21 protein-coding genes are annotated in these 24196 nt (G+C 64.9%); 11 read left to right on the plus strand and 10 right to left on the minus strand.

Annotation, left to right across the window (positions count from 1 at the left end; translation table 11 throughout):
- Positions 1 to 14: 14 nt before the first annotated feature.
- Positions 15 to 1913 carry a DEAD/DEAH box helicase gene (locus tag HU766_RS01765; protein ID WP_186652843.1) on the plus strand — a complete coding sequence of 633 codons (1899 nt, stop codon included), beginning with the start codon at positions 15 to 17 and terminating at the stop codon, positions 1911 to 1913.
- 118 nt (positions 1914 to 2031) lie between these two features.
- Here the strand turns inward: HU766_RS01765 and HU766_RS01770 are convergent, their stop codons facing one another.
- The 3 genes from HU766_RS01770 to HU766_RS01780 form a co-directional block, all read right to left on the minus strand.
- Positions 2032 to 2607, minus strand: coding sequence for a YceI family protein (locus HU766_RS01770; protein ID WP_033701900.1), 576 nt, complete (start codon positions 2605 to 2607; stop codon positions 2032 to 2034).
- A gap of 31 nt (positions 2608 to 2638) precedes the next feature.
- A complete protein-coding gene (locus tag HU766_RS01775) occupies positions 2639 to 3190 on the minus strand; it encodes a cytochrome b (RefSeq protein WP_186652845.1) in 552 nt (183 codons plus the stop codon).
- A gap of 191 nt (positions 3191 to 3381) precedes the next feature.
- The gene (locus HU766_RS01780; protein ID WP_186652847.1) at positions 3382 to 5253 is read right to left on the minus strand and encodes a flavin monoamine oxidase family protein; all 1872 of its coding nucleotides are present in this window, start codon (positions 5251 to 5253) and stop codon (positions 3382 to 3384) included.
- Between the two features lie 210 nt (positions 5254 to 5463).
- Between HU766_RS01780 and HU766_RS01785 the strand changes: the two genes are divergently transcribed.
- The 3 genes from HU766_RS01785 (at position 5464) to HU766_RS01795 (ending at position 8331) form a co-directional block, all read left to right on the plus strand.
- Positions 5464 to 5955, plus strand: a complete 492-nt coding sequence (locus HU766_RS01785) for a hypothetical protein (RefSeq protein ID WP_047582241.1) — start codon at positions 5464 to 5466, stop codon at positions 5953 to 5955.
- 79 nt (positions 5956 to 6034) lie between these two features.
- Positions 6035 to 7441 (plus strand): adenosylmethionine--8-amino-7-oxononanoate transaminase, encoded by a 1407-nt coding sequence (locus HU766_RS01790; RefSeq protein WP_033701904.1) that lies wholly within the window; start codon positions 6035 to 6037, stop codon positions 7439 to 7441.
- 170 nt (positions 7442 to 7611) lie between these two features.
- The gene (locus HU766_RS01795; protein WP_186652849.1) at positions 7612 to 8331 is read left to right on the plus strand and encodes a 16S rRNA (uracil(1498)-N(3))-methyltransferase; all 720 of its coding nucleotides are present in this window, start codon (positions 7612 to 7614) and stop codon (positions 8329 to 8331) included.
- 8 nt (positions 8332 to 8339) lie between these two features.
- Here HU766_RS01795 and HU766_RS01800 read toward each other — a convergent pair whose 3' ends face one another.
- From HU766_RS01800 to HU766_RS01830, 7 genes are all read right to left on the minus strand, one after another.
- Positions 8340 to 8957: a hemolysin III family protein gene (locus tag HU766_RS01800; protein ID WP_033701906.1), complete on the minus strand. Its 618-nt coding sequence runs from the start codon at positions 8955 to 8957 to the stop codon at positions 8340 to 8342.
- 148 nt (positions 8958 to 9105) lie between these two features.
- Positions 9106 to 9579, minus strand: a complete 474-nt coding sequence (locus HU766_RS01805) for a chemotaxis protein CheW (protein ID WP_033701907.1) — start codon at positions 9577 to 9579, stop codon at positions 9106 to 9108.
- A complete protein-coding gene (locus HU766_RS01810; RefSeq protein ID WP_186652851.1) occupies positions 9572 to 14515 on the minus strand; it encodes an Hpt domain-containing protein in 4944 nt (1647 codons plus the stop codon). Before HU766_RS01810 ends, HU766_RS01805 begins: the two co-directional genes overlap by 8 nt.
- A 9-nt stretch (positions 14516 to 14524) precedes the next feature.
- Positions 14525 to 16549 carry a methyl-accepting chemotaxis protein gene (locus tag HU766_RS01815; RefSeq protein WP_189673100.1) on the minus strand — a complete coding sequence of 675 codons (2025 nt, stop codon included), beginning with the start codon at positions 16547 to 16549 and terminating at the stop codon, positions 14525 to 14527.
- A gap of 47 nt (positions 16550 to 16596) precedes the next feature.
- Positions 16597 to 17151, minus strand: coding sequence for a chemotaxis protein CheW (locus HU766_RS01820; protein ID WP_033701910.1), 555 nt, complete (start codon positions 17149 to 17151; stop codon positions 16597 to 16599).
- Positions 17148 to 17513, minus strand: a complete 366-nt coding sequence (pilH, locus tag HU766_RS01825) for a twitching motility response regulator PilH (RefSeq protein WP_186652859.1) — start codon at positions 17511 to 17513, stop codon at positions 17148 to 17150. The genes HU766_RS01820 and pilH overlap by 4 nt, the downstream gene beginning before the upstream one ends.
- A 46-nt stretch (positions 17514 to 17559) precedes the next feature.
- The gene (locus tag HU766_RS01830) at positions 17560 to 17961 is read right to left on the minus strand and encodes a response regulator (RefSeq protein ID WP_033701912.1); all 402 of its coding nucleotides are present in this window, start codon (positions 17959 to 17961) and stop codon (positions 17560 to 17562) included.
- A gap of 241 nt (positions 17962 to 18202) precedes the next feature.
- Here HU766_RS01830 and gshB point away from each other — a divergent pair, with 241 nt between their 5' ends.
- The 7 genes from gshB to HU766_RS01865 all read left to right on the plus strand — a co-directional run bounded on the left by gshB (position 18203) and on the right by HU766_RS01865 (position 24087).
- Positions 18203 to 19156, plus strand: coding sequence for a glutathione synthase (gshB, locus tag HU766_RS01835; protein WP_033701913.1), 954 nt, complete (start codon positions 18203 to 18205; stop codon positions 19154 to 19156).
- Between the two features lie 91 nt (positions 19157 to 19247).
- Complete coding sequence (locus HU766_RS01840; RefSeq protein WP_033701914.1) at positions 19248 to 20153, plus strand: energy transducer TonB; 906 nt, start codon at positions 19248 to 19250, stop codon at positions 20151 to 20153.
- Positions 20154 to 20242: 89 nt separating this feature from the next.
- Positions 20243 to 20812 carry a YqgE/AlgH family protein gene (locus HU766_RS01845; protein ID WP_033701915.1) on the plus strand — a complete coding sequence of 190 codons (570 nt, stop codon included), beginning with the start codon at positions 20243 to 20245 and terminating at the stop codon, positions 20810 to 20812.
- The gene (gene ruvX, locus HU766_RS01850) at positions 20812 to 21237 is read left to right on the plus strand and encodes a Holliday junction resolvase RuvX (protein ID WP_033701916.1); all 426 of its coding nucleotides are present in this window, start codon (positions 20812 to 20814) and stop codon (positions 21235 to 21237) included. Before HU766_RS01845 ends, ruvX begins: the two co-directional genes overlap by 1 nt.
- A 46-nt stretch (positions 21238 to 21283) precedes the next feature.
- Positions 21284 to 21802: a bifunctional pyr operon transcriptional regulator/uracil phosphoribosyltransferase PyrR gene (gene pyrR, locus HU766_RS01855; RefSeq protein ID WP_033701917.1), complete on the plus strand. Its 519-nt coding sequence runs from the start codon at positions 21284 to 21286 to the stop codon at positions 21800 to 21802.
- A gap of 12 nt (positions 21803 to 21814) precedes the next feature.
- Entirely contained in the window at positions 21815 to 22819 is a 1005-nt protein-coding gene (locus HU766_RS01860; protein WP_033701918.1) for an aspartate carbamoyltransferase catalytic subunit, read from the plus strand.
- The gene (locus tag HU766_RS01865) at positions 22816 to 24087 is read left to right on the plus strand and encodes a dihydroorotase (protein ID WP_162525079.1); all 1272 of its coding nucleotides are present in this window, start codon (positions 22816 to 22818) and stop codon (positions 24085 to 24087) included. The genes HU766_RS01860 and HU766_RS01865 overlap by 4 nt, the downstream gene beginning before the upstream one ends.
- Positions 24088 to 24196 lie beyond the last annotated feature (109 nt).

Consider the following 24196-nt stretch of genomic DNA (forward strand, 5'->3'; position numbering starts at 1 on the left):
GAACAGGATCGCCCATGTCCTTTGCTTCCCTCGGTCTCTCCGAGGCTCTTGTCCGCGCTATCGAGGCTGCGGGCTATACCCAGCCGACTCCGGTGCAACAGCGGGCTGTTCCCGCCGTGTTGCAAGGCCGCGATCTGATGGTCGCCGCACAGACAGGTACTGGTAAAACCGGCGGTTTTGCCTTGCCGATCCTCGAGCGCCTGTTCCCCGGTGGCCACCCCGACAAGTCGCAGCGCCATGGCCCACGCCAGCCCCGCGTACTGGTCCTGACCCCGACCCGCGAACTGGCGGCCCAGGTGCATGACAGCTTCAAGGTCTATGCCCGTGACCTGCCACTGGTCAGCGCCTGCATCTTCGGCGGTGTCGGCATGAACCCGCAGATCCAGGCCATCGCCAAAGGTGTCGACGTCCTGGTGGCGTGCCCTGGTCGCCTGCTCGACCTGGCCGGTCAAGGCAAGGTTGACCTGTCCCATGTAGAAATTCTGGTCCTCGATGAAGCCGACCGCATGCTCGACATGGGCTTCATCCACGACGTCAAGAAGGTCCTCGCCCGACTGCCGACCAAGCGCCAGAACCTGCTGTTCTCGGCCACCTTCTCCAAAGACATCACCGACCTGGCCGACAAGCTCCTGCACAACCCGGAGCGCATCGAAGTCACGCCGCCCAACACCACGGTCGAACGCATCGAGCAGCGCATCTACCGCCTGCCCGCCAGCCACAAGCGTGCACTGCTGGCACACCTGATCACCCTGGGTGCCTGGGAACAGGTATTGGTGTTCACCCGTACCAAGCACGGCGCCAACCGCCTGGCCGAGTACCTGGAAAAGCACGGCCTGACCGCCGCCGCCATCCACGGCAACAAGAGCCAGAACGCCCGCACCAAAGCCCTGGCCGACTTCAAGGCCAATGCCGTACGGGTGCTGGTTGCCACCGACATCGCCGCCCGCGGCCTGGACATTGATCAGTTGCCCCACGTGGTCAACTTCGAGCTGCCCAATGTCGAAGAAGATTACGTGCACCGTATCGGCCGTACTGGCCGTGCAGGCCGTTCGGGTGAGGCTATTTCCCTGGTCTCGCCAGACGAAGAGAAGCTGCTCAAGAGCATCGAGCGGGTCACCAAGCAGAAGATTGCCGATGGCGACCTGATGGGCTTTGATGCAAGCCAGGTGGAAGCCGAGAAGCCTGAAGTACGCGAACGCCCGCAGAACACCGGCCGTGGCGGTCGCAACCAGCCACGCGGCGAAGGCGGCAAAGACGCCAACGGTGGCCGCAAGGACAAAGGCAAGGATAAAGGCAAGGCCAAGCAGCCCGCTGCCGACAAGCCTGCCGAGAAGGAAAGGTCCGGCGACAAGCCGCAGCAGCGCAAGCCGCGTGACAACAAGCCACGCCAGCAGCAAGCCAGCCAGAACAGCACCCCCAAAGCGCCATCTGACCGTGCGCCGGATGAGTTCCTGGATGACGAAGTCGACAACTTCGGCAACCGCGCCGACTACGTCAGCCCGTACCAGGGCAAGAACCAGGGGCGTAACCGTCGTCCTGGTGGTGGTGGCGCTGGTACTGGCGCAGGCCAAAGCCAAGGTGCTGCCCAGCGCAGCAACGGTGGTGGCGGTGGCCAAGCTCGCAATGGCGCCCAGCCACGCAGCACCAGCGGCGAGAAGCGCCCACCGCGCAACAACAACGGTGGCGGTGCACGCCGTGATGGCGGTGGCGGTGGCGGTGGCCGTGGTCGCCCGGCTCGCGATGATGCTGCCCGTCAGGAACCTGCAGTGCGCAGCTCGCGTGAGCCGCAGAACCAGCCGGTGATCATCCGCAAGGAATCCAAGCTCGACCGTTACCCGACGCCTGAGCAACTGGACGATCTGCCAAGCCGCCCACGTGGCGAGCGCCCGGCGCTGCTGACTCGCAACCGCTGATCGTAAAAAGCTGGGGCCGCTGCGCGGCCCTTTCACGGCAAAAGGCCGCTCTGTGTAGGAGCGGCCTCGTGTCGCGAAAGGGCAGCACAGCGGCCCCAGCTTTTTCAGCTACAACACATTACTTCTGCTTCACGCCTTCAAGGCTGATATCCAGGTCCACGGTCTGCGAAGTCGCGCCTGGCCCCTTGATGCCAAAGTCATTCAGGTTCAGCGTGGTGGTGGCGTTGAAGCCAGCACGCTCGCCACCCCATGGGTCCTTGCCTTCACCGTTGAAGGTGGCTTTGAAGGTGACCGGCTTGGTCACGCCGTGCAGGGTCAGGTCACCGGTCACGTCAGCGGTCTTGTCACCGGTCGATTTGACGGCAGTGGAAACAAACTTGGCGTCTGCAAACTTGCCCACATCGAGGAAGTCTTTGCTGGCGATGTGCTTGTCACGCTCGGCGTGGTTGGACCACAGGCTGGCAGTCTTCACATCGACGCTGATCTTGCTCGCTTCAGGCTTGGCGCTATCCCAAGTGAAGTTGCCGTCGAAGTCCTTGAAAGTACCGTGGATGAAGCTGTAGCCCAGGTGGCTGATCTTCCAGTCGACGAACGCGTGCTGGCCTTCCTTGTCGATCTTGTACTCGGCGGCCATGGCGCCAGCGGAGAACAGTGCAGTACCGAGCGCCAGAGCGGCAAAAGTCTTTTTCAACATCCTTTCTATTCCTTGCAATTGAGGTTGAGAGTCAAGCTTTGCGGCCCAGCATACGGGTCAGGGTCGCGTCACGGTCGATGAAATGGTGTTTCAATGCTGCCAGGCCATGAAGCACGGCAAAAATCACCAGGCCCCAGGCCAGCCAAAGATGAATCACACCAGCCAGGTCCGCCTGATCGGGCAGGTCGCTGACCAGTGCCGGTACTGCGAACAGGCCGAATACCGGAATACCGACGCCGTCGGCAGTGGAGATCAGGTAACCGGCGATCATCACCGCGAACAGCCCCACGTACAGTGCCAGATGGCCCAGTTTGGCGGCCACGCGGGTAAGTGCCCCGTGGTTGGCCGGCGCCGGCGGTGGCGGGCTGATGAAACGCCAGATCAGACGCAGCAGCATCACCCCCAGCAGCATCAGGCCGATGCTTTTGTGCAAGTCCGGGCCGGCTTTGCGCCAAGGGTCGTAGTAGTCCAGACCGACCATCCACAGCCCCAGGCCGAATAGGCCGAAGACTGCCAGCGCTACACCCCAGTGCAGGATGATGCTGACCACGCCGTAGCGAGAAGGTGAATTGCGCAGTTGCATGTTGGCGTGTTTCCCCGTGAAAGCTGTGCACAGACTAACGCGTAACGTATCGAATAAAAGCGGAAAAAATTGCTTCGGATTATCGAGAAATCCGATATGTATTGTGTAAGCTTCCCATTAAGGAAACATTAACGATAGTTGGATTAACGCGGGCCGCCAGTGCCGGCCCTTGAGCCGGCACTGGGCGGAGGTCAGCCTGCCTTGGCCTGGGTATCGGCCACGGGCTTCTTGGCCGGCGCCGATTTTGCCGTGGCCTTTTTAGCCTCGACAGGCTTGTGCGCCTGTTTTGCCGCCGGCTTGTGTGCTGGCGCATGCTTGGCAGGGGTTACCTTGGTTGCGGCGGGCTTGGCGGCAGCAGGCTTGGCCGCCTCTTGCTTGGCCTCAACTGCCGGTGCAACGGGGGTTGGCGCAGCAGGCGCCGGTGCCACTTCGTCGGCCTTGGCAAGCGGCTCGGCTTTCACCTCGGGCTTGTCAGCCCCGCCAAACAGGCGCGAGAAGAACCCTGGCTTGTCCTGCTTGGCCTCATCTTTCAGCGGCTCGGCCTTGGCGGGGGCTTTTTCAGACTTGTCGGTCTTGCCGGACCCGCCACCGAACATGTTCGAGAAGAACCCGCCCTTGTCCTTGGCCGCAGCAGCACCTGCTGCGGCTGCGGCCGCAACCGGCACAGCCTTGGCGGGGTCGAATGACTTGCCGGCCAACAGGTCCTGTGCCTGGCTGGCCGCACGTTGGCCGCTGCGCAGAGCGCCTTCCAGGGTGCCAGGGTAGAGGGCGTCGGTATGCTCGCCGGCAAAGGTGATGCGCTGCACCGGGCGCTCCCACAGGCGCCAGTACTTGCTGATCTGCCCCGGGCCATAGGCCAGGTAGGCGCCGCCCATACCGGCGTCGGTGCTGTAGCGCTTGACCTCGTAGCCGGTGAACGAGCCACGGGCCTGTGGATAAAACGCGTGCAGGCGGATCAACACCTGGTCGACCATCTGCTTGTCACCGAACGCCTGCAGCAGGCGGGCGTTGTCGCCGGACAGGTTGATCACCACGTTGGCGCCGCCTTTGAGTGCCGGTTCGATCCACAGCATGCCCAGGCCGGCGTTGCTGAAGATTTCGCCAGACATGCGCGCCCGGCTTTCCCACACCGGCTTCTTGAACTTGAGCATCAGCTGGTCGCGCCAGCCATAGTTGGTGCCCTTGATCGCCGCCAGGTGCTGGTTGTCCAGGCCCGGGGTCATCTGGATCTTGGCCAGGGCGCGCAGGGGCACAGCCATGACCAGGTAATCGGCCTGGTAGCCCACGCTGCCCACCTTGACCGTGACGCCGTCCTTGTCCTGGACGATGGCGGTGACCGGCGAGCTGGTCTTGATAGTTTTCAGCTGTTTGACGAAAGCCTGAGCCAGTACCGGGCTGCCACCGGGCAGGCGCGCGGCGCGCAGGTCACGGTCACTGACACCCCGATACACGCGATTCTGCTGGGCGAAGTACAGCAGCGACAGGCGTGACGGCTCATCGTAGCGGCTACGGATCTGCTGGTTGACCAGCTGACGCGCGGTGGCCGGCAGTTGCAACTTGTCGAGCCAGGTGGAAACGTTGATCTGGTCGAGGGCGAACAATGTGCTGGTCGCCTGGGGGTTCAGCGGGTCGTCGATCGACCGGGCCAGGTCATCGAGGGTTTTCTCATAGCGCTTGAGCGCCTCGGCGGTGGCGGGCTGCTTGGTGGCCAGGTCGGTGGCACTGAAATACTCACCGTCGATCAGGTAACCCGGCGTGCGCACGAACTCCGGCGCAGGCAGTGTTTCAAGCTTGAAACGGTCGAGGTACTGGTTGAGCACCGGCTGCGCCTTGGCATTGCCGATCCACTCGCTGGTCGCCAGCCCCGAGCGGCCGCCCATGCCTGACTTGGCTTCCAGCAGCGTCACCTGCCAGCCCTTGTTCTGCAGCTCGTAGGCTGCGGTAAGGCCCGCCAGGCCACCACCCACGACGATGGCCGTGGGCGTTTTGTCCTTCGCCAGCGCGGCGCCGCTGGACACACCGATCAATACCAACGCGCACAGGCGCACCCAAGCAGCAGCCATGTTGGCGAACTCCGAGTCAGACGTTTCAGAAAAAAAGGGAGGCAGAAATGCCCCGAGACAGATGCGTTAAGAATACGTCAGGTCTGCCAACCCTGCCACCACAGCGACATCAAGTCCTTTTGGCAACTGACATTTTTGTCAGTAGCCAGCTCGCACCACGGCAGGCGATGCTGACGCGAATGGCCAAGCGCCCGCCAGGAGGGCCTGCAGATGATCTTCGAGGAGTGTTTCACTCACGTCGCACGGCAATTTCTCTGGCACAAACAAACCTTGTGCACGGCATCTGGCCTGAGTATTCGCGCCAACAGCACATCCTGGACGGGCTTTCACGAAGCGTTCAGGGGCGACGATGGCACGGAACTGGTAATTGGCGAAAACAGCGATGTGGATATCACCTTCGCCCAAGAGGTCGAATGCTTGCGACTGGAGTACTACGTGGTCAGCGACTTCCTTTGTGACGACCTGCACATGCTGTTCGATGCCGAAGGCCACGATTACGACCTGGCTGCTCCCGCGCCACGCAACTTCTACTGGATCACGATCGAAGGCAGCGGTTTTACGGACCTGATGCCCGGCCCCATCTCCACACAACCCTATCACCAGGTCATCGACGGGCCTTTCCGGCGCCTGACCATTTCCACCTCGCAGGCCGGCACCGTACATATTCGCAAGCTCGAATGGACCGGCACCCAGCGTCATTGATGAGCAGCGGTTGTCCTACCCGGCAGCTTTGCTTAGGCTTACGCGGTCCAAGCCAGCAGTGCAGCCAGGAGAAGTACCCATGGGCCTCAACGATCAGTGGATGCAACGTGACCTTAAGGTCCTGTGGCACCCCTGCACCCAGATGAAAGACCACGAGCAGTTGCCGCTGATCCCGATCAAGCGCGGTGAAGGCGTGTGGCTTGAAGACTTCGAAGGCAAACGCTACCTGGACGCCGTGAGCAGTTGGTGGGTCAACGTGTTTGGCCATGCCAACCCGCGCATCAACCAGCGCATCAAGGACCAGGTCGACCAGCTGGAACACGTGATCCTGGCCGGCTTCAGCCACCAGCCGGTAATCGAGCTGTCCGAACGCCTGGTCGCCATGACCCCGGCGGGGCTGGACCGGGTGTTCTACGCCGACAACGGCTCGTCCTGCATCGAAGTCGCGCTGAAGATGAGCTTCCATTACTGGCAGAACATCGGCAAACCCGAGAAGAAGCGCTTTGTCACCCTCACCAACAGCTACCACGGCGAAACCATTGCCGCGATGTCGGTGGGCGACGTGCCGCTGTTTACCGAAACCTACAAGGCGCTGCTGCTCGATACCATCAAGGTGCCCAGCCCGGATTGCTACCTGCGCCCCGACGGCATGAGCTGGGAAGAACACTCGCGCAACCTGTTCCAGGCCATGGAGCAGACCCTGGCCGAACACCACGCCAGCATCAGCGCGGTCATCATCGAGCCGCTGATCCAAGGCGCGGGCGGCATGCGCATGTACCACCCGATCTACCTCAAGCTGCTGCGCGAAGCCTGTGACCGCTACGGCGTGCACTTGATCCACGACGAAATCGCCGTGGGCTTTGGCCGCACAGGGACGATGTTCGCCTGCGAACAGGCGGGTATCCGTCCAGATTTCCTGTGCCTGTCCAAGGCACTGACCGGGGGTTACCTGCCGCTGGCGGCGTGCCTGACCACCGACACCGTGTACCAGGCCTTCTACGACGACTACCCGACGCTGCGCGCGTTCCTCCACTCGCACAGCTACACCGGCAACCCGCTGGCGTGCGCCGCCGCGCTGGCGACGCTGGATATTTTCGCGCAGGACAACGTGATCGAGGCCAACAAGCCCCTGGCCGCACGCATGGCCACGGCCACCGCGCACCTGGCCGATCACCCGCATGTGGCCGAGATCCGCCAGACCGGCATGGCCCTGGCCATCGAGATGGTCCAGGACAAGGCTGGCAAGGTCGCCTACCCCTGGCAGGAACGCCGTGGCTTGAAGGTCTTCGAGCACGCCCTGACCCGTGGCGCCTTGCTGCGCCCGCTGGGCAGCGTGGTGTACTTCCTGCCGCCGTACGTGATCACGCCCGAGCAGATCGACTTCCTTGCCGAGGTGGCCAGTGAAGGCATCGACATCGCCACGCGAGACAGCGTCAGCGTGGCGGTGCCGGCCAACTTCCACCCCGATTTCCGCGACCCGGGCTAACCCAACACCACGCATTCCCTGGTAGGAGCGGCCTTGCGTCGCGAAAGGGGCGCGCAGCGGCCCCGGCGATATGTGTTGCGCCACAGAACCTGGGGCCGCTGCGCGCCCCTTTCGCGACGCAAGGCCGCTCCTACAAGGGTCGATGACTTCTTCACTTTCTGAGCTTAACCATGAGACTGTCCCGCTTCTTCATCGACGCCCCCCTGAGCCTTGGCGAGCATGACTTGCCCGAGGCCCAGGCCCATTACATCGGCCGCGTGCTGCGCATGGCCCCGGGCGATGCCGTGCAACTGTTCGACGGCAGCGGCCAGGAGTTTCGCGGCCAATTGCTCGAAGTCGGCAAGAAAACCGTGCGCGTAGCACTGGACCAGACCCTTGCCGGCCAGGCCGAATCGCCGCTGCACATCCACCTCGGCCAGGGCTTGTCCCGTGGCGAACGGATGGATTGGGCGATCCAGAAAGCCACCGAACTGGGCGCCAATGAAATTACCCCGATCGTCAGCGAACGCTGTGAAGTCCGCCTGAAAGACGAACGCGCCGACAAACGCCTGGCCCACTGGCGCCAGGTGGCCATCAGTGCGTGCGAACAGTGCGGCCGGTCGAGCGTGCCGTTGATTCACTCGCCGGTGACACTGGCCGAATGGGTCAAGCACACCGAGGCCGACCTGAAACTGGTGCTGCACCCGGTGGCCGAACCGCTGACCAGCCACGCCACGCCGTCACGCCTGGCCTTCTTGATTGGCCCCGAAGGTGGCCTGAACGACGCCGAAGTCGACCAGGCCAAGGCCGCCGGCTTCCACGCCGCCCGCCTCGGCCCACGCGTGCTGCGCACCGAAACCGCGCCAGTGGTGGCGTTGTCGGTGGCACAGCAGTTGTGGGGCGACTTTTAACCCAGCGCCTAGCGCACGTAGAACGACACGGCAATGAAGTGCATCACACTGCCGGCGATCACGAACAGGTGCCAGATGCCGTGCCAGTGTCGAAAACGGCTGTCGAAGGCAAAGAAGATGATGCCCACCGTGTAGAACACGCCGCCGGCCGCCAGCCAGGCGAAGCCGGCGGTGCCGAGGCTGCGCAGTAGCGGGTCGACCGCCACCAGGACGATCCAGCCCATCACCGCATAGATGATGATGGACAGCACCCGCGCCTCGGAGCGGGGCTTGATCTCCTGCAGCATGCCGATTACCGCCAGCCCCCACACCACCCCGAACAGGCTCCAGCCCCAAGGCCCACGCAAGCTGACCAGGCAGAATGGCGTATAGCTGCCGGCGATCAGCAGGTAGATCGACAGGTGATCGAGCTTGCGCATGATCACCTTCGCCCGCCCGCGCGTGCTGTGGTAGAGGGTGGAGATGCTGTACAGCAGCAGCAGCGTGCCGCCGTAGATGGAGAAACTGACGATCTTCCAGGGGTCGCCCTGCAGGCCCGCGACGACGATCAGCCAGATGGCACCTATGCAGGCCAGGACGGCACCGACCAGGTGGGTCCAGGCGTTGAAGCGTTCACCGTAATACATGCAAACACAGACCTCCTTTGGCGGGCTGGGTTCCTGAGGTGTTCCGTTCGTCCCTCTTCGCGGGGCAAGCCCGCTCCCTCAGGTTGGACAAAACGCTGTGCCTGTGGGCGCGGGCTTGCCCCGCGAAGAGGCCCGATCAAACGCCCTATTATCCAGGCTCAGGTTGCAATTGCGCGTCACGCACCAAGCGCTCCAGCGCCACCAGATCCGGCACCCGCGCCACCTGCTCGCCCACCTGCACCGCTGCCAACTCCAGGCTGCCCAGCGCCACGTCCACGTAGTTGAGCTGGCTGTCGAGCTTGCACGAACGCGGGATGTCCTGCAGCAATACCGCCAGGTAACGCAGCCCGGTATCGCCCAGCGCATTGAGCACCACGATACGTGCCCGCTCACCACACGGGGTATCCCCCCCGCACGCCGCCTCGAAACCGATCAGCGGCAACCGTTGCTGGCGCCAGTCGATCCAGCCCAGGTGCCAGGCAGGCTCGCCACGCTGACACAGCAGGTTGCGCTGGGCGATCAGTTCGGCCACGGCAACATTGGGCAAGACCAAAGTCCGGTCGCCCAAGGGCAGCAACAGGCCGGTCAGGCTGCTGCGCTGGCTGGAGATAAGTTCAAGCATGGGCCTGGCTCCAATGGGCGATGCTCTGCAACAACACAGACTCTTGATAAGGCTTGCCCAGGTACTCGTTGACACCGATGGCCATGGCACGGTCGCGGTGCTTCTGCCCTGTGCGTGAGGTAATCATGATGATCGGCAAGCCCTTCAGGCGCTCGTCACGGCGGATGCGCGTGGCCACCTCGAAACCGTCCATGCGCGGCATCTCGATATCCAGCAGCAACACATCGGGGCGATGCTCTTCCAGCTGCGCCATGGCATCGACCCCGTCCTTGGCCGTCAGTACGTTCATGCCATGACGCTCCAGCAGCCGGCTGGTGACCTTGCGTACCGTCACCGAATCGTCCACCACCATCACCAGCAGTGCCCGTCGCGGCGCCGGGCCGAACAGCTGGCGCTGCGCATCGCCTCCACCCGGCAGGCGCGCCAGGCGCCTTTGCTGACCACGCAACTGGCCAAGCAGGTCGAGAATCAGCACCACCCGGCCGTCACCCAGCAAGGTCGCCCCAGACAACCCGGCAACCGCGGCGAATTGTGGGCCGAGGCTCTTCACCACGATCTCGCGGCTAGGCGACAGGCTGTCGGCCTGGATCGCGAACGACTGTTCCTGGGAATGCACCAGCAGCACTGGCAGCGGCACGCTCTGGCCAAGCAGGCTGGGCCGTGGCAACCCTTGCAGCAGCTCACCCAGGTAGCGCAACGCGTAGGTGTGGCCCGCGTAGACGTACTGCGGGGTATCCAGCTGGTAACAGGCCGCCAGCTCCGCCGGCGGCACGCGGACGATGCCCTCGATGGTATTGAGCGGGATCGCGTACTGGTCCTCGCCCAGGTGCACCATCAGCGCACGGTTGATCGACACGGTGAACGGCAGCCGGATCAAAAAGCGCGCGCCCTTGCCCTGGGCCGACTCGATGGTCATCGAGCCGCCCAACTGTTTGACCTCTTCGTGCACCACGTCCATGCCCAGGCCACGCCCGGATATCTGGGTGATCTTCTCGGCGGTGGAGAAACCGGGGCGCAGAATGAACTGCAACACCTCGTGGTCGCTCAAGTGCGCCTGCGGGTCCAGCAGGCCACGCTTGATCGCCTTGCGCCGCACCGCCTCCAACGGCACGCCGGCGCCGTCGTCGGTCATCTCGATGACAATGTCGGCGCCTTCGTGCAACAGGTTCAGGTGAATCGTGCCGTGCTCGGGCTTACCCGCCGCCAGGCGCGCTTCGCGGCTTTCCAGGCCATGGTCTACAGCGTTGCGCAGCATGTGCTCCAGGGGCGCCACCATGCGTTCGAGCACGCTGCGGTCCAGCTCGCCCTCGGCATTGCCGACCACCAGCTCGACCTGCTTGCCCAGCTCACTGGCAACCTGGCGCACTACGCGCTGCAAGCGCGGCACCAAGCGTTCGAACGGCACCATCAGGGTGGCGGTCAGGCCTTCTTGCAACTGGCTGTTCACCCGCGCCTGCTGCTGCAACAGGCTATAGGCCTCCTGTGCCCGCTGGGCCAGGGTTTCCTTCAGGTCGAGCAGGTCGGACGCCGACTCGAACAAGGCCCGTGACAGCTGCTGCAACTGCGAGTGGCGGTCCATTTCCAGCGGGTCGAAGTCGTCGTAGGCGTCGCCCTCGAACGCCTGCCGGCTGGAGATTCGCCCCTGGGTCTCGACGTCCAGGCGCAGCAGCTGGTCGCGCATGCGCTCCAGGGTGGTTTCCATTTCGTTGAGGGTGAATTGGGCATCGTTGACCTGCTGCTCGATGCGGCCACGGATGACCGAATGCTCACCGGCCAGGTTGCCCAGGTCGTCGAGCAGTTCGGCATCGACCTTGACCATGTCACCCGCCACCCGCTCCGGTGCCGCCACGGGCGCCTCGAGGGCCGTAGCTTCCTGCGGCCCCTGGCCTGCGGCGCTGTCGGTCAGGGCCGCGCTGCTGAAGTTGCGGATGTAGTCGATCAGCGCCGTGGCCGCGTGCAGCGGCTGCCCCAGGCGCACGGCATCGAGCATGTGCGCCAGGCGGTCATGGCAATTCTGCAACAGGGCAAACAGGGGCGGGCTCGGCGGCAGGCGGCCGGCGGCAAGCAGTTCGTACAGAAATTCCAGTTCGTGGGCCAGGTCGCCAATGGCGGCGATCTCGACCATGCGCGCGCCCCCTTTGAGGGTGTGCAGGTCGCGCAGCAGGTTTTCCACCTCGACGCTGTTGCGCGGGTCAGCCTGCCAGCGCGCCAAGGCCGCCGCAGCGCTCTCGACGATGTCCGAGCTTTCTTCGAGGAAGACGTCCAGCAGCTCCTTGTCGCCTGGGCTGTCGGGCTCCTCGGCCGACACGTCGCCTGCAGCCGGCAGCAACGCAGGGCGCGACAGCCCCAAGCCAAGCTCCATGTCGGGGTGCAGCGGCGTGACCGAATCGATACCTACCAGGCCGGTGGCGTCCGGGGCCAGGGCCTGCGCCAACAGGCTGCGCAAGCTGTCGACCAGTGCTGGCCGGGACGAAATTTCTTGCCCTGCGGCCACTTCGTCGAGCATGTCGAGCAGGGCTTCGTGGCCCGATTGCGCGTGGGCGAAAAAGCGCGGGTCGGCGGCCAGGCTGCCCTCCTCCACGGCGCCATAGACATCGAGCAGGGCCTCGCAGACGTCGTCCATCTGCCACAGGTCGGCCAGGTGCGCCGCATGGCCAAGGCTGGTCAGCTCATCAAGCAGGGTATCCAGGGGCCCGCGTTGGCCCGGCTGCTCCTGCCAACGCGACAGCAACGACTCGGCGTCGAGCAGAATGTCCATGGCCTGGGCCAGGAAGCTGGCGGTCTGCTGCGGGTCGCGCTTGCTGCGTCGCCCAGGCTGGGCATCTTCATGCAGGCTGGCCAGGCGCACATCCACCGCCTGGCCGACCTGCTCGATCAAATCGCCAGCGCCGGGGATGGCCGCCAACGGCGTGCTGTCCAGTTGTGCCAGCCCCAAGTGGAACAGTGAACGCCCCGCTTCCAGCCATTCGAGCTCGGCCACTTGCAGGGGCAACTGGTGGCCCTTGTACTCGCGCGCCAGGCGGTCGAACGCGGTGGCCAGCTCGGCGACCGGCATCACCCCGGCCATCGCAGCGCTGCCCTTTAGCGTATGCAGGGCACGCTGCAGGCTGTCGCTGACCGGCGTGTCCTGGCCCTCGGCGCCCTGCAAAAATGCCTCAAGGCTGTCCAGGTGGCCGTGCGCCTCGTTGCGGAAGATATCCAGCAATTGTGGGTCGAGGCCATCGATGTCGGCGGCGGGTGGCGCATCGTTTTCGGCCAGCGCGTGCAGATGCCCGGCCAGTTGCTCGATTTCGGTCAGTTGCGGCAACTGCCCGGCAGCAAAGTCGGACAACAGGTCCGGCAGGTGCACGAACGCCTGCTGCAAGGCCACCACCCCTTCCGGGGTAAGCACGATACGGCCTTCGAGCATGCGGTTGAGCAAGTGCTCCGCGCCCCAGGCCAGTTCCGCCACCGCCTCGGCATGCACCATTCGGCCGCTGCCCTTGAGCGTATGCAGCGCGCGGCGCACCTCCAGCAAGGCATCGCGCTGCTGGTTGTCGGCCCGCCAGCGCAACCACTGGCGTTCGATTTCCGGCAGCAGCTCACCCGCTTCTTCCAGGAACACTTCGCGCAGCTCGTCATCGATGCCGTCGCCGTTGTCGTCCAGGCCGAGGCCCGTTTCGCTGACCAGGCACGTCACGCCCAGCGCCGCCAGGCTGACACGCGCCATGTCGATGAAGGGCTGGCCATCGGCCAGCGGGTCGGCCACCCGCCATTGCAGATAGCACTCGGCAGCGCTCAGGGCGTCGGCCAGGTGTGCCAGCTCATCGGCCGGTGGCTCGACGTCCAGGTGCTGCAACCAGCGCTGCACGTAGCTCGCGCACCCGGCAAAGACCTCGGCTGGCCCGGGCAGCATCAGCATCGCCAACGCCCCGCGCACTTGCTGCAGCAACCCCGGCAGCGGCTGCAGGCGTTGCCGCGGCCAATCGGACTCCAGGCAATCACCGATCAAGTCCTTGGCCTGCTGCAAGACCGCCAGCGACTCGCTCAGCACCAACTGGCGGATCTCGGCCAGGTCCGAGCCCGGCATGCCGCCCTGGCCGCTTTCTTCCAGCGGGCCGACCATGCCATTGAGCGTCGCCTCCACATACAACAGGGCACCCGCCACATCCATCAATACCGCGTCATCCACCGAGCCCTCGCCCGGTGCCAGGGCCTGCAGCGCCAGCACCTGGTCGATGATCACCCGCCGCGGCTGCTGGAAGCCCAGTACCGCCAGGGTGTCGGCGACATGGCGCAAGGGGGCGAGCAAGGCTTGCGATTGTTCACTGTGCGGCAGGCCGCCACGCACGAACTGGTCCAGGCGCTCCTTGATACGCATCAGGTCGTCGCACAGCGCGCTCACCACCGAGCGCAAGGCATCGCGACCGGGCCCGGCCTGCATCTGCTCCCGCCAGTTGCCCAGCGACAGGTCGAGGTTGGCCAAATCGTCGGAACCGGCAAAGCGCTGCGCCGTGCCGCTGATCAGGCTGGCCTGGGCCAGGGGCTCCACGCCACGGCAGGCGCGCAGTTGGTTGAGCAACGGCAGCATCACCAACGGCAGGTCGTGGCGGGCGCCGCGCAGCCGCTCCAGGTACGACGGCAGTTGCTCCAGGCCTCGGAACAATGCCCCCAGGCAGTCACCCCGAGGGCTGACTTGGCCCTCGGCCAAGGCCCGGGCGAACAGCTCCAGCTCTTCGGCCAGGCGCGTCGCGCCGCGCAGTTCGAGCATGCGCAGGCAACCGTGCACCTGGTGCAGGTTGTCGACCACGAACGCCAGCATGGACAAGTCGCCCGGCTCGCCGGCAAAGCGCTCCAGGGCCTGTCGCGCCTGGCCCAGGCAGTCGAGGATGGCGGCCTTGGTCCAGGCCAGCGCTACCGTTTCGTGGCGCTCGGGGCTTACAGCAGCAGAAGCCATGGGCATTCCTCAGCGCGGCTCGGCGGGTGCCGGCAGGGTAAAACCAGAGACCGACCGGCGCATTTCGCTGGCCATGCGTGCCAGGTGGCGGATGCTGTCGGCCGTGGCGCCGGACCCTGCCGATGTCTGTGCGGTGATCTGCTGGATGACCGCCATGGTGTGGGAAATCTGCCCGGCAGAAGACGTCTGCAACTGGGCCGCGTCGGAAATACTGTGGATCAGTTCGGCCAGGGTCTGTGACACCCCTTCGATTTCCGCCAGCGCCACCCCGGCATCCTGGGCCAGGCGCGCGCCGCGTACCACTTCGGCGGTGGTCTGCTCCATGGAGATCACCGCCTCGTTGGTATCGGCCTGAATGGTCCGTACCAGCGCTTCGATCTGTCGCGTGGCCGACGACGACCGTTCGGCCAGCCGCTGCACCTCGTCGGCAACCACCGCAAACCCGCGCCCGGCTTCACCGGCCAGCGACGCCTGGATCGCCGCGTTGAGGGCGAGGATATTGGTCTGATCGGCAATGTCGTCGATCAGGCTGACGATGTCGCCGATCTCCTGGGACGATTCACCCAGGCGCTTGATCCGTTTGGCGGTGTCCTGGATCTGCTCGCGAATGTTGTCCATACCGTTGATGGTGTTGTGCACCACCTCGTTGCCCTTGTTGGCAATCGCCACCGAGCGCTCGGCCACCTTGGCCGACTCGTACGCATGCGCCGAAACCCGGTCGATCGACTCGACCATGTCGCCCACCGCCTCGGACGCCTCGCTGATCTGCTCGGCCTGGTGTTCGGACGCCTTGGCCAGTTGGCGGGCGGTGTTCTGCGTGTCCTGCACGGCAGCGGCCACCTGTACGGCGCTGTGGTTGATGGTGGCGACCAGGTCGCGTAGCTGGTCGACCGAATAGTTGATCGAGTCGGCGATGGCGCCAGTGAAGTCCTCGGTAACCGACACGGTCACGGTCAGGTCGCCATCTGCCAGCTCTTCGATTTCGTCGAGCAGGCGCATGATCGCCTGCTGGTTGCGTTCGTTCTTTTCCGCCGTCTCGCGCAACTGCCGGTTGGTGGTGCGCACCATGACCAGGCCGATCAGGATGATCGAGGCCAGCGCCAACAGGCCCAGGGCGTAGCCACCGACGGTATCGAGGGTGCGCCCGCCGGCCAGGTTCTCGAAGCTGTTGGCCAGGTGCGAGGCCTCATCGAGCAGGGTCTGCGACAGGCTGAAGATGTTGCCCGCCGCTTCGCGCACGCGGAACAGCTCAGGCGATGTTTCGAGGATTTCGTCAACCGAGCCTGCGACGAACTGGAACAGCTCGGCGATTTCGGCCAGCCGCGCCCGCGCATCGGCGTCCTCGACGCGGGTCACCTGGATGGCCGGGTTGCCGCCGAGCATGCCCTCGAGCACCTGGCCAAAGCGCCCGGCATCGCGGCCGAAGGCGTCGGCGGCCTGGGCCGCGGTGTCATCACCGGCCAGCACGGTATTGACCGAGCCGAGGATGCGTTCGGCCAGCAGCAACTGACGCTGGGCCACCACCACCTGGTTGGCCGGTGCGCCGCTCTGCAGCAGGATCTCGACCACTTTTTCGTATTCGACCTGCAATTGCGGCACGGTCTCGGCAAGGGTCGCGGCCACCTGGTGCAGGGACAACACCGTCTGCTCACTGGCCAGAATGGTATCGGTGTTCTTGCGCAGGTTCTCCCAGTCCTGGCGCACCGCCTCCATCTCATCGCGCACCGTGATTGGCGCCGCCGGCAGGCCGGTGGACTTGTCGCCTTCACGCAGGTAGCTCCAGCGCCGTTCGAAATCGTTGCGTGCATCCGACAGCAGCTTGAACGCCAAGGCCTTGCCGGCCGCCGCCTCGGTGGCGTTCTTGGCAATGCGCTGGGACAACACGCGAAGCTCGCCGGCATGGCCGATGTACTGCTTGTCGTAGTTGGACTGGGTGCTCAGGTAGGCAAAATTGGCGAACAGCAGGATGATCGACAGGATCAGGATCAGAAACAGCACGGTGATCTGCGCGATGCTGCGCGTGCGCGGAGCCATGGGCGTTGCGGTAGCACGGGTGGCGGGGTTGTTCACGTTCGCAGGTCCTATAACGCCACATCGAGAAAGCCCGGCGCCTGGGCCAGGGCGAAGGGGCTGAAGATCGCCCAGTTGCGTTCACGCGGGAAGTGCCCCTGCACGAAGCGGGCAGCCGCGCGGATCAACGGCTGCGGCGGTGACAGTTCCAGGCTGCTCAGGGCAAAGTGCTGCAGGCCCAGCACCTCGTCCACCAGCAGGCCGACGAACAAGTCTTCGTGGTCGAGCACCAGCACCCGCCGCTGCTTGCCGGGCGCCGCCGGGCCGAGCCCGAAGAAACTGCTCAGGTCCATGACCGGCAACAACCGCCCGCGCAGGTTGGCCACCCCGCAGACCCAGGGTTGCACCCCCGGCACACGGCTGCTGCGCGGCTCGCGCAGCACTTCGGCGACTTCGCCCATGGGCGCGACGAACCATTGCCCGGCGATGCGAAAGCCGATCCCGCTCCACTGCTGCAGGCGGGTGTCCTGCGGGGGTTGGTCCGCCACCAGCAGGCGGCAGCGCCGGTCGATGTCCAGCAACAACTCGAAGGCGGTCAGCGACGCGCCCTGCGGGCGGGTGGTCAAGCCCCCAGCACTGCTTTGAGCTTGGCGATCAGCGCGTCCTCTTCGACCGGTTTGGTCAAAAAGTCGCGAGCGCCCTGGCGGGTGGCCCAGATGCGGTCGGTTTCCTGGTCCTTGGTGGTGACCACGATCACCGGGATGGCACTGGTTTCCAAGTCTTTGCTCAACTGGCGGGTGGCCTGGAAGCCGTTCATGCCGGGCATGACGATGTCCATCAGCACCGCGTCGGGCTTTTCCTGACGCGCCAGGGCCACGCCGTCGGCACCGTTGTTGGCCTTGAGCACCTCGTAACCGTGCTTTTCCAGCCATTCGGTCAATCTGTACATCTCTGTCGGCGAGTCGTCGACAATCAGAACTCGGGCCATGCTGTTTCCCCATCAGGAAAGAAAGACCGCGCCATGGCGGACGCGGTCAGGGTGCGTGTTGTTGGTGTTCGGCAAAACCGGGCACATGGGCCCTGATCGCATCGAGCAGTTCTTCCTTGCTGAACGGCTTGGTGAGGAACTGGTCGGACCCCACCACCCGCCCGCGGGCCTTGTCGAACAGGCCGTCGCGCGACGACAGGAGGATCACCGGTATGTCCTTGAAGGCACTGTTGTGCTTGATCACGGCGCAGGTCTGGTAACCGTCCAGGCGCGGCATCAGCACATCGACGAAGATGATCTGTGGCTGGTGGTCGACGATCTTGGACAGGGCATCGAAGCCATCGCTGGCGGTAATCACCTCGCAACCCGCTTCGCCGAGCAACATCTGCGCGGTACGGCGGATCGTGCGTGAGTCGTCGATCACCATCACCTTCAGGGGTTGTTCCATAGACGCCTACCAATAGGAATGAAGCTGCAAGTTGCAAGCGGCAAGCTACAAGAACAGCGGCTCGGCGCATGGATGCTGTTTTCTTGAGGCTTGTAGCTTAAGGCTTGCAGCTGCATTTTTAGCATACTCCGGGTGGCCATTCCATCTGCTGCGCCCCTTGACCATCGGCGCTCCCGGCGCCACCCTGAGCCACTTTTCTTTCGATCCATCGCGGCTGCACGCCGCCAAAGAGGACCCCCCCATGAGCGTTCGCCTCGGCATTGTCATGGACCCCATCGCGTCCATCTCCTACAAGAAGGACAGTTCGCTGGCCATGCTGCTGGCCGCCCAGGCACGCGGCTGGAGCCTGTTCTACATGGAACAGCGCGACCTGTACCAGGGCGAAGGCAAGGCGCGTGCGCGGATGCGCCCACTGAAGGTATTCGCCGACCCGGCTCGCTGGTACGAACTGGGCGAGGAGCAGGACAGCACCCTGGCCGAGCTGGACGTGATCCTGATGCGCAAGGACCCACCGTTCGACATGGAGTTCGTCTACAGCACCTACCTGCTGGAGCAGGCCGAGGCCGACGGCGTGCTGGTGGTCAACCGCCCGCAAAGCCTGCGCGACTGCAACGAAAAGCTGTTCGCTACGCTGTTCCCGCAGTGCACGCCACCGACTTTGGTCAGCCGCCGCCCGGACATCATTCGTGAGTTCGCCGCCCAGCATGGCGATGTAATCCTCAAGCCGCTGGACGGCATGGGCGGTACCTCGATCTTCCGCCACCGGGTCGGCGACCCCAACCTGTCGGTGATCCTCGAAACCCTGACCGCGCTGGGCGCGCAGCAGATCATGGCGCAGGCCTACCTGCCGGCGATCAAGGACGGCGACAAGCGCATCCTGATGATCGACGGCGAGCCGGTGCCCTACTGCCTGGCGCGCATCCCGGCCAGCGGCGAAACCCGTGGCAACCTGGCCGCCGGTGGCCGTGGCGAAGCGCGCCCGCTGAGCGAGCGTGACCGCTGGATCGCAGCCCAGGTCGGCCCGACCTTGCGCGAAAAAGGCCTGCTGTTCGTCGGCCTGGACGTGATTGGCGACTACCTCACCGAAATCAACGTCACCAGCCCGACCTGCATCCGCGAGATCGACAACGCCTTCGGCACCGATATCGGCGGGCAATTGATGGACGCCATTGATCGCCAGCTGAAGGCGCGCTGACCGGCAACGCGCGGCATAAACCCAGAGTGGGGTATGATGCGGGTCCCTTTTACCTGACCCGCTGCCCCGCCCTGCGGTTGCTGGATACCTGATGACGCTGCCCGCTGACATCCCCTCCGACCTGCTGCCACCCCGCGTTCGCCCGGTGGACCGGCTTGGCTTTACCTTGTTTCTGGCTGCCCTGGTGCACCTGGCGCTGATCCTTGGCGTCGGCTTCAGCGTGGTCAAGCCTGCCGAAATCCGTCACACCATGGACATCACCCTGGCCACCTTCAAAAGCGAGAAAGCGCCCGAGAAGGCTGACTACCAGGCCCAGGACAACCAGCAAGGCAGCGGTACCCTGGAGAAGAAGGCGGTGCCCAAGACCACCGAGGTCGCCCCCTTCCAGGACAGCAAGATCAACAAAGTCACGCCGCCGCCTGCAGCCAGGCCCGAAGTGGTGCCGCCGCCCACGCCCGAGAAGTCGGCGGTGGTGACCCAGGCCGCCAAACCTCATAAAGTCGAGCCCAAGCCCAAGGAAAGCAAGGCGCAGCCCAAGCCGGCAACGCCGACGCCCGATTTTGACAGCTCGCAGCTGTCCAGCCAGATCGCCAGCCTTGAAGCGGAGCTGTCCAACGAACAGCAGCTGTACGCCAAGCGCCCGCGCATCCATCGCCTGAATGCCGCATCGACCATGCGCGACAAGGGCGCCTGGTACAAGGAAGAGTGGCGCAAGAAGGTCGAGCGGGTGGGCAACCTGAATTACCCCGACGAAGCGCGGCGCCAGCAGATCTACGGCAACCTGCGCATGATGGTGTCGATCAACCGCGATGGCTCGCTCTACGAGGTGCTGGTGCTGGAGTCGTCCGGGCAAGCGGTGCTGGACCAGGCCGCGCAACGCATCGTCAGGCTGGCGGCGCCGTTTGCGCCCTTTACCGGCGACCTGGCCGAATATGACCGGCTGGAGATCATTCGTACCTGGCGGTTTGCCCGTGGGGACCGGTTGTCCAGTAATTGATTTACGCCTGTGCCGGCCCTTGCGCGGAGCAAGCACAGGCGACACAAACCACCTTGTCAGCCTCGCCACCTGGCGCCACACTATCCCCCATGAAAACCCTCGCCCCGAGCTACCTCAAGCATCAGTTCCTGATCGCCATGCCACACATGGCCGATCCGAACTTTGCCCAGACCCTCACGTACATCGTCGAGCACAACGCCAATGGCGCCATGGGCCTGGTGGTCAACCGACCGCAGGAGCTCAACCTGGGCGACATCCTCGAGCAGTTGCGCCCGGACGACGAACCGCCGGCCAGCACCTTGCACGTGCCGATCTACCAAGGTGGCCCGGTGCAGACCGATCGCGGTTTCGTGCTGCACTCCAGCGAGTGCACCTACCAGGCCACCGTCGAACTGCAGGGCCTGTCGTTGTCCACCTCGCAGGATGTGCTGTTTGCCATCGCCGAAGGCGTCGGGCCGCAAAACAGCCTGATCACCCTGGGTTACGCTGGCTGGGAAGCAGGCCAACTGGAAGCGGAGCTGGCCGACAATGCCTGGCTCAACTGCCCGTTCGACGCCGACATCATCTTCGGCCTTGCCAGTGACCAGCGGCTGAACGCCGCGGCCGCCAGCCTTGGCATCAACCTCAGCCTGCTGACCAGCCAGGCGGGCCACGCCTGATGGCCGAACTACGCCTGCTGCTGGGCTTTGACTACGGCACCAAACAGATCGGCGTGGCCGTTGGCCAGGTCATCACGGGCCAAGCCCGCGAGCTGTGCACCCTGAAGGCGCAAAACGGTGTACCGGACTGGGCCCAGGTGGAAAAACTGGTCGCCGAATGGAAACCCGACGCCATCGTCGTCGGCCTGCCGTTGAACATGGACGGCACGCCGAGTGAAATGAGCGCGCGCGCCGAGAAGTTCGCCCGGCGCCTGAACGGCCGCTTCAACCTGCCCGTGCACACCCACGACGAACGCCTGACCACCTTCGAGGCCAAGGGCGAACGCCTGAGCCGAGGCGGCCAGCGCGGCAGCTACCGCGACAACCCGGTCGACGCCATTGCCGCCGCCCTGCTGCTGCAAGGCTGGCTGGAGGCCAACACCTGATCATCTTTGCCGCCGGGCCAAGCCGGCGGCCCCCGAGGAGCACGCAATGAGCCTACCCAATCCCGCCGATCTGATCCGGCAGATGGCTGTCGACCTTCGCGCCCACCTGGCCCGCCGTGCTATCACCGAGCCGCGCTTCATCGGCATCCGCACGGGCGGCGTCTGGGTCGCCCAGGCGCTGCAGGAAGAAATGGGCGATACCAGCCCCATGGGCACCCTGGATGTGTCGTTCTACCGTGATGACTTCAGCCAGAACGGCCTGCACCCGCAGGTGCGCCCGTCCGACCTGCCATTCGAAATCGAAGGCCAGCACCTGGTGCTGATCGACGACGTGCTGATGAGCGGCCGCACCATTCGCGCCGCGCTCAACGAACTGTTCGATTACGGCCGTCCGGCCAGCGTCACCCTGGTCTGCCTGCTCGACCTTGACGCCGGTGAACTGCCGATTCGTCCCAATGTGCTCGGTGCCACCCTGTCGCTGGCGGCCCATGAACGGGTAAAATTGACCGGACCCGCACCGCTCGCCCTCGAGCGACAGGACCTCGCCTCCGCTTCCGCCCTTTAAGAGTCCCCCGCGATGACGCCAATCGACGCCAAGCGCCCGCTGCAGCTCAATGATCAGGGCCAGCTGCGCCACTTTCTCTCGCTCGACGGTTTGCCCCGCGAACTGCTGACCGAGATCCTCGACACCGCCGACTCCTTCCTGGAAGTCGGTGCCCGGGCCGTGAAAAAAGTCCCGTTGCTGCGCGGCAAGACCGTGTGCAACGTGTTCTTCGAAAACTCGACCCGCACCCGTACCACCTTCGAACTGGCCGCGCAGCGCCTGTCGGCCGACGTGATCAGCCTCAACGTGTCGACCTCCTCGACCAGCAAGGGCGAAACCCTGTTCGACACCCTGCGCAACCTGGAAGCGATGGCCGCCGACATGTTCGTCGTGCGCCATTCCGACTCGGGCGCCGCGCACTTCATCGCCGAGCACGTGTGCCCCGACGTTGCCGTGATCAACGGCGGCGACGGCCGCCATGCGCACCCGACCCAGGGCATGCTCGACATGCTGGCCATCCGTCGGCACAAGGGCAGCTTCGAGAACCTCTCCGTGGCCATCGTCGGCGACATCCTGCATTCGCGCGTGGCCCGCTCCGACATGCTCGCGCTCAAGGCGCTAGGCTGCCCGGACATCCGCGTGATCGGCCCGAAAACCCTGATCCCGATCGGCATCGAGCAATACGGCGTGAAGGTGTACACCGACCTCGCCGAAGGCCTCAAAGACGTCGATGTGGTGATCATGCTGCGCCTGCAGCGTGAGCGCATGGCCGGCGGCCTGCTGCCCAGCGAGGGCGAGTTCTACCGCCTGTTCGGCCTGACCACCGCGCGCCTGGCCGGCGCCAAGCCGGATGCCATCGTCATGCACCCTGGCCCGATCAACCGCGGCGTGGAGATCGAATCGGCGGTGGCCGACGGCAAGCACTCGGTGATCCTCAACCAAGTGACGTACGGCATCGCCGTGCGCATGGCCGTGCTGTCCATGGCCATGAGCGGGCAAAACACGCAACGCCAACTCGACCAGGAGAACGCCCTGTGAGCATCAGCATTCTTGGCGCCCGGGTCATCGACCCCAACAGCGGCCTGGACCAGGTCACCGACCTGCACCTGGATGGCGGCCGCATTGCCGCGATCGGCGCGGCACCGGCCGGTTTCAGCGCCAGCCGCACGATCCAGGCCGAGGGCCTGATCGCAGCACCTGGCCTGGTCGACCTCGACGTGGCCCTGCGCGAGCCGGGCTACAGCCGCAAGGGCAGCATCGCCAGCGAAACCCGCGCCGCCGTGGCCGGTGGCGTGACCAGCCTGTGCTGCCCACCGCAGACCAAACCGGTACTGGACACCTCGGCCGTGGCCGAGCTGATCCTCGACCGCGCCCGCGAAGCCGGCAACAGCAAGGTCTACCCGATCGGCGCCCTGACCAAGGGCCTGGAAGGCGAGCAGCTGGCCGAGCTGGTGGCCCTGCGCGACACCGGTTGCGTGGCCTTCGGCAATGGCCTCAAGGAAATCCCCAACAACCGCACCTTGGCCCGTGCCCTGGAGTACGCCGCCACGTTCGACCTGACCGTGGTGTTCCACTCCCAGGACCGTGACCTGTCCCAAGGCGGCCTGGCCCATGAGGGCGCAATGGCCAGCTTCCTCGGCCTGCCCGGCATCCCCGAGACTGCCGAGACCGTGGCCCTGGCACGCAACCTGCTGCTGGTCGAACAGTCCGGCGTGCGCGCGCACTTCACCCAGATCACCAGTGCCCGCGGCGCGCGGCTGATCGCCCAGGCGCAGGAGCTGGGCCTGCCGGTTACCGCCGATGTGGCGCTGTATCAGCTGATTCTCACCGACCAGTCGCTGCGCGAGTTCTCCAGCCTGTACCACGTGCAGCCACCGCTGCGCACCGCCGCCGACCGTGACGGCCTGCGCGCGGCGGTCAAGTCGGGCGTGATCCAGGCGATTTCCAGCCATCACCAGCCCCATGAGCGCGATGCCAAGCTGGCCCCGTTCGGCGCCACGGAGCCTGGTATCAGCAGCGTCGAAGTGCTACTGCCTCTGGCCATGACCCTGGTCGAGGACGGCCTGCTCGACCTGCCGACCTTGCTCGCGCGCTTGAGCAGCGGCCCGGCTGCCGCCATGCGCCTGCCGGCGGGTGAGCTGAAGGTAGGCGGCGCAGCGGATTTGGTGCTGTTCGACCCGAAAGCCTCGACGGTCGCCGGCGAACAATGGCTCTCGCGTGGCGAGAACTGCCCGTTCATCGGCCACTGCCTGCCAGGGGCGGTGCGTTATACCTTGGTCGATGGGCACGTCTGCCACGAAGCCTGACCACCAGCTGTAAGCCTCAAGCTGCAAGCCACAAGAAAAAGCAGGCATGGCGCCGACGCGCTTTTTCTTGCAGCTTGCAGCTTGCAGCTGGTCGCTAATGGTTGAAATC

Source organism: Pseudomonas sp. SWRI77, from assembly GCF_014269105.1.
Taxonomy (GTDB): domain Bacteria; phylum Pseudomonadota; class Gammaproteobacteria; order Pseudomonadales; family Pseudomonadaceae; genus Aquipseudomonas; species Aquipseudomonas capeferrum.

Excerpts from the sequence above, each read along its gene's own strand:
- HU766_RS01815 (WP_189673100.1), bottom strand. The coding sequence starts at position 16,549 with ATGGCTCCGCGCACGCGCAGCATCGCGCAGATCACCGTGCTGTTTCTG.
- HU766_RS01775 (WP_186652845.1), bottom strand. The coding sequence starts at position 3,190 with ATGCAACTGCGCAATTCACCTTCTCGCTACGGCGTGGTCAGCATCATC.
- HU766_RS01780 (WP_186652847.1), bottom strand. The coding sequence starts at position 5,253 with ATGGCTGCTGCTTGGGTGCGCCTGTGCGCGTTGGTATTGATCGGTGTG.
- HU766_RS01860 (WP_033701918.1), top strand. The coding sequence starts at position 21,815 with ATGACGCCAATCGACGCCAAGCGCCCGCTGCAGCTCAATGATCAGGGC.
- HU766_RS01845 (WP_033701915.1), top strand. The coding sequence starts at position 20,243 with ATGAAAACCCTCGCCCCGAGCTACCTCAAGCATCAGTTCCTGATCGCC.
- HU766_RS01810 (WP_186652851.1), bottom strand. The coding sequence starts at position 14,515 with ATGGCTTCTGCTGCTGTAAGCCCCGAGCGCCACGAAACGGTAGCGCTG.
- HU766_RS01790 (WP_033701904.1), top strand. The coding sequence starts at position 6,035 with ATGGGCCTCAACGATCAGTGGATGCAACGTGACCTTAAGGTCCTGTGG.
- HU766_RS01765 (WP_186652843.1), top strand. The coding sequence starts at position 15 with ATGTCCTTTGCTTCCCTCGGTCTCTCCGAGGCTCTTGTCCGCGCTATC.
- gshB (WP_033701913.1), top strand. The coding sequence starts at position 18,203 with ATGAGCGTTCGCCTCGGCATTGTCATGGACCCCATCGCGTCCATCTCC.
- HU766_RS01800 (WP_033701906.1), bottom strand. The coding sequence starts at position 8,957 with ATGTATTACGGTGAACGCTTCAACGCCTGGACCCACCTGGTCGGTGCC.
- HU766_RS01770 (WP_033701900.1), bottom strand. The coding sequence starts at position 2,607 with ATGTTGAAAAAGACTTTTGCCGCTCTGGCGCTCGGTACTGCACTGTTC.
- pilH (WP_186652859.1), bottom strand. The coding sequence starts at position 17,513 with ATGGCCCGAGTTCTGATTGTCGACGACTCGCCGACAGAGATGTACAGA.
- HU766_RS01830 (WP_033701912.1), bottom strand. The coding sequence starts at position 17,961 with ATGGAACAACCCCTGAAGGTGATGGTGATCGACGACTCACGCACGATC.
- HU766_RS01785 (WP_047582241.1), top strand. The coding sequence starts at position 5,464 with ATGATCTTCGAGGAGTGTTTCACTCACGTCGCACGGCAATTTCTCTGG.
- HU766_RS01795 (WP_186652849.1), top strand. The coding sequence starts at position 7,612 with ATGAGACTGTCCCGCTTCTTCATCGACGCCCCCCTGAGCCTTGGCGAG.
- HU766_RS01805 (WP_033701907.1), bottom strand. The coding sequence starts at position 9,579 with ATGCTTGAACTTATCTCCAGCCAGCGCAGCAGCCTGACCGGCCTGTTG.
- ruvX (WP_033701916.1), top strand. The coding sequence starts at position 20,812 with ATGGCCGAACTACGCCTGCTGCTGGGCTTTGACTACGGCACCAAACAG.
- pyrR (WP_033701917.1), top strand. The coding sequence starts at position 21,284 with ATGAGCCTACCCAATCCCGCCGATCTGATCCGGCAGATGGCTGTCGAC.
- HU766_RS01840 (WP_033701914.1), top strand. The coding sequence starts at position 19,248 with ATGACGCTGCCCGCTGACATCCCCTCCGACCTGCTGCCACCCCGCGTT.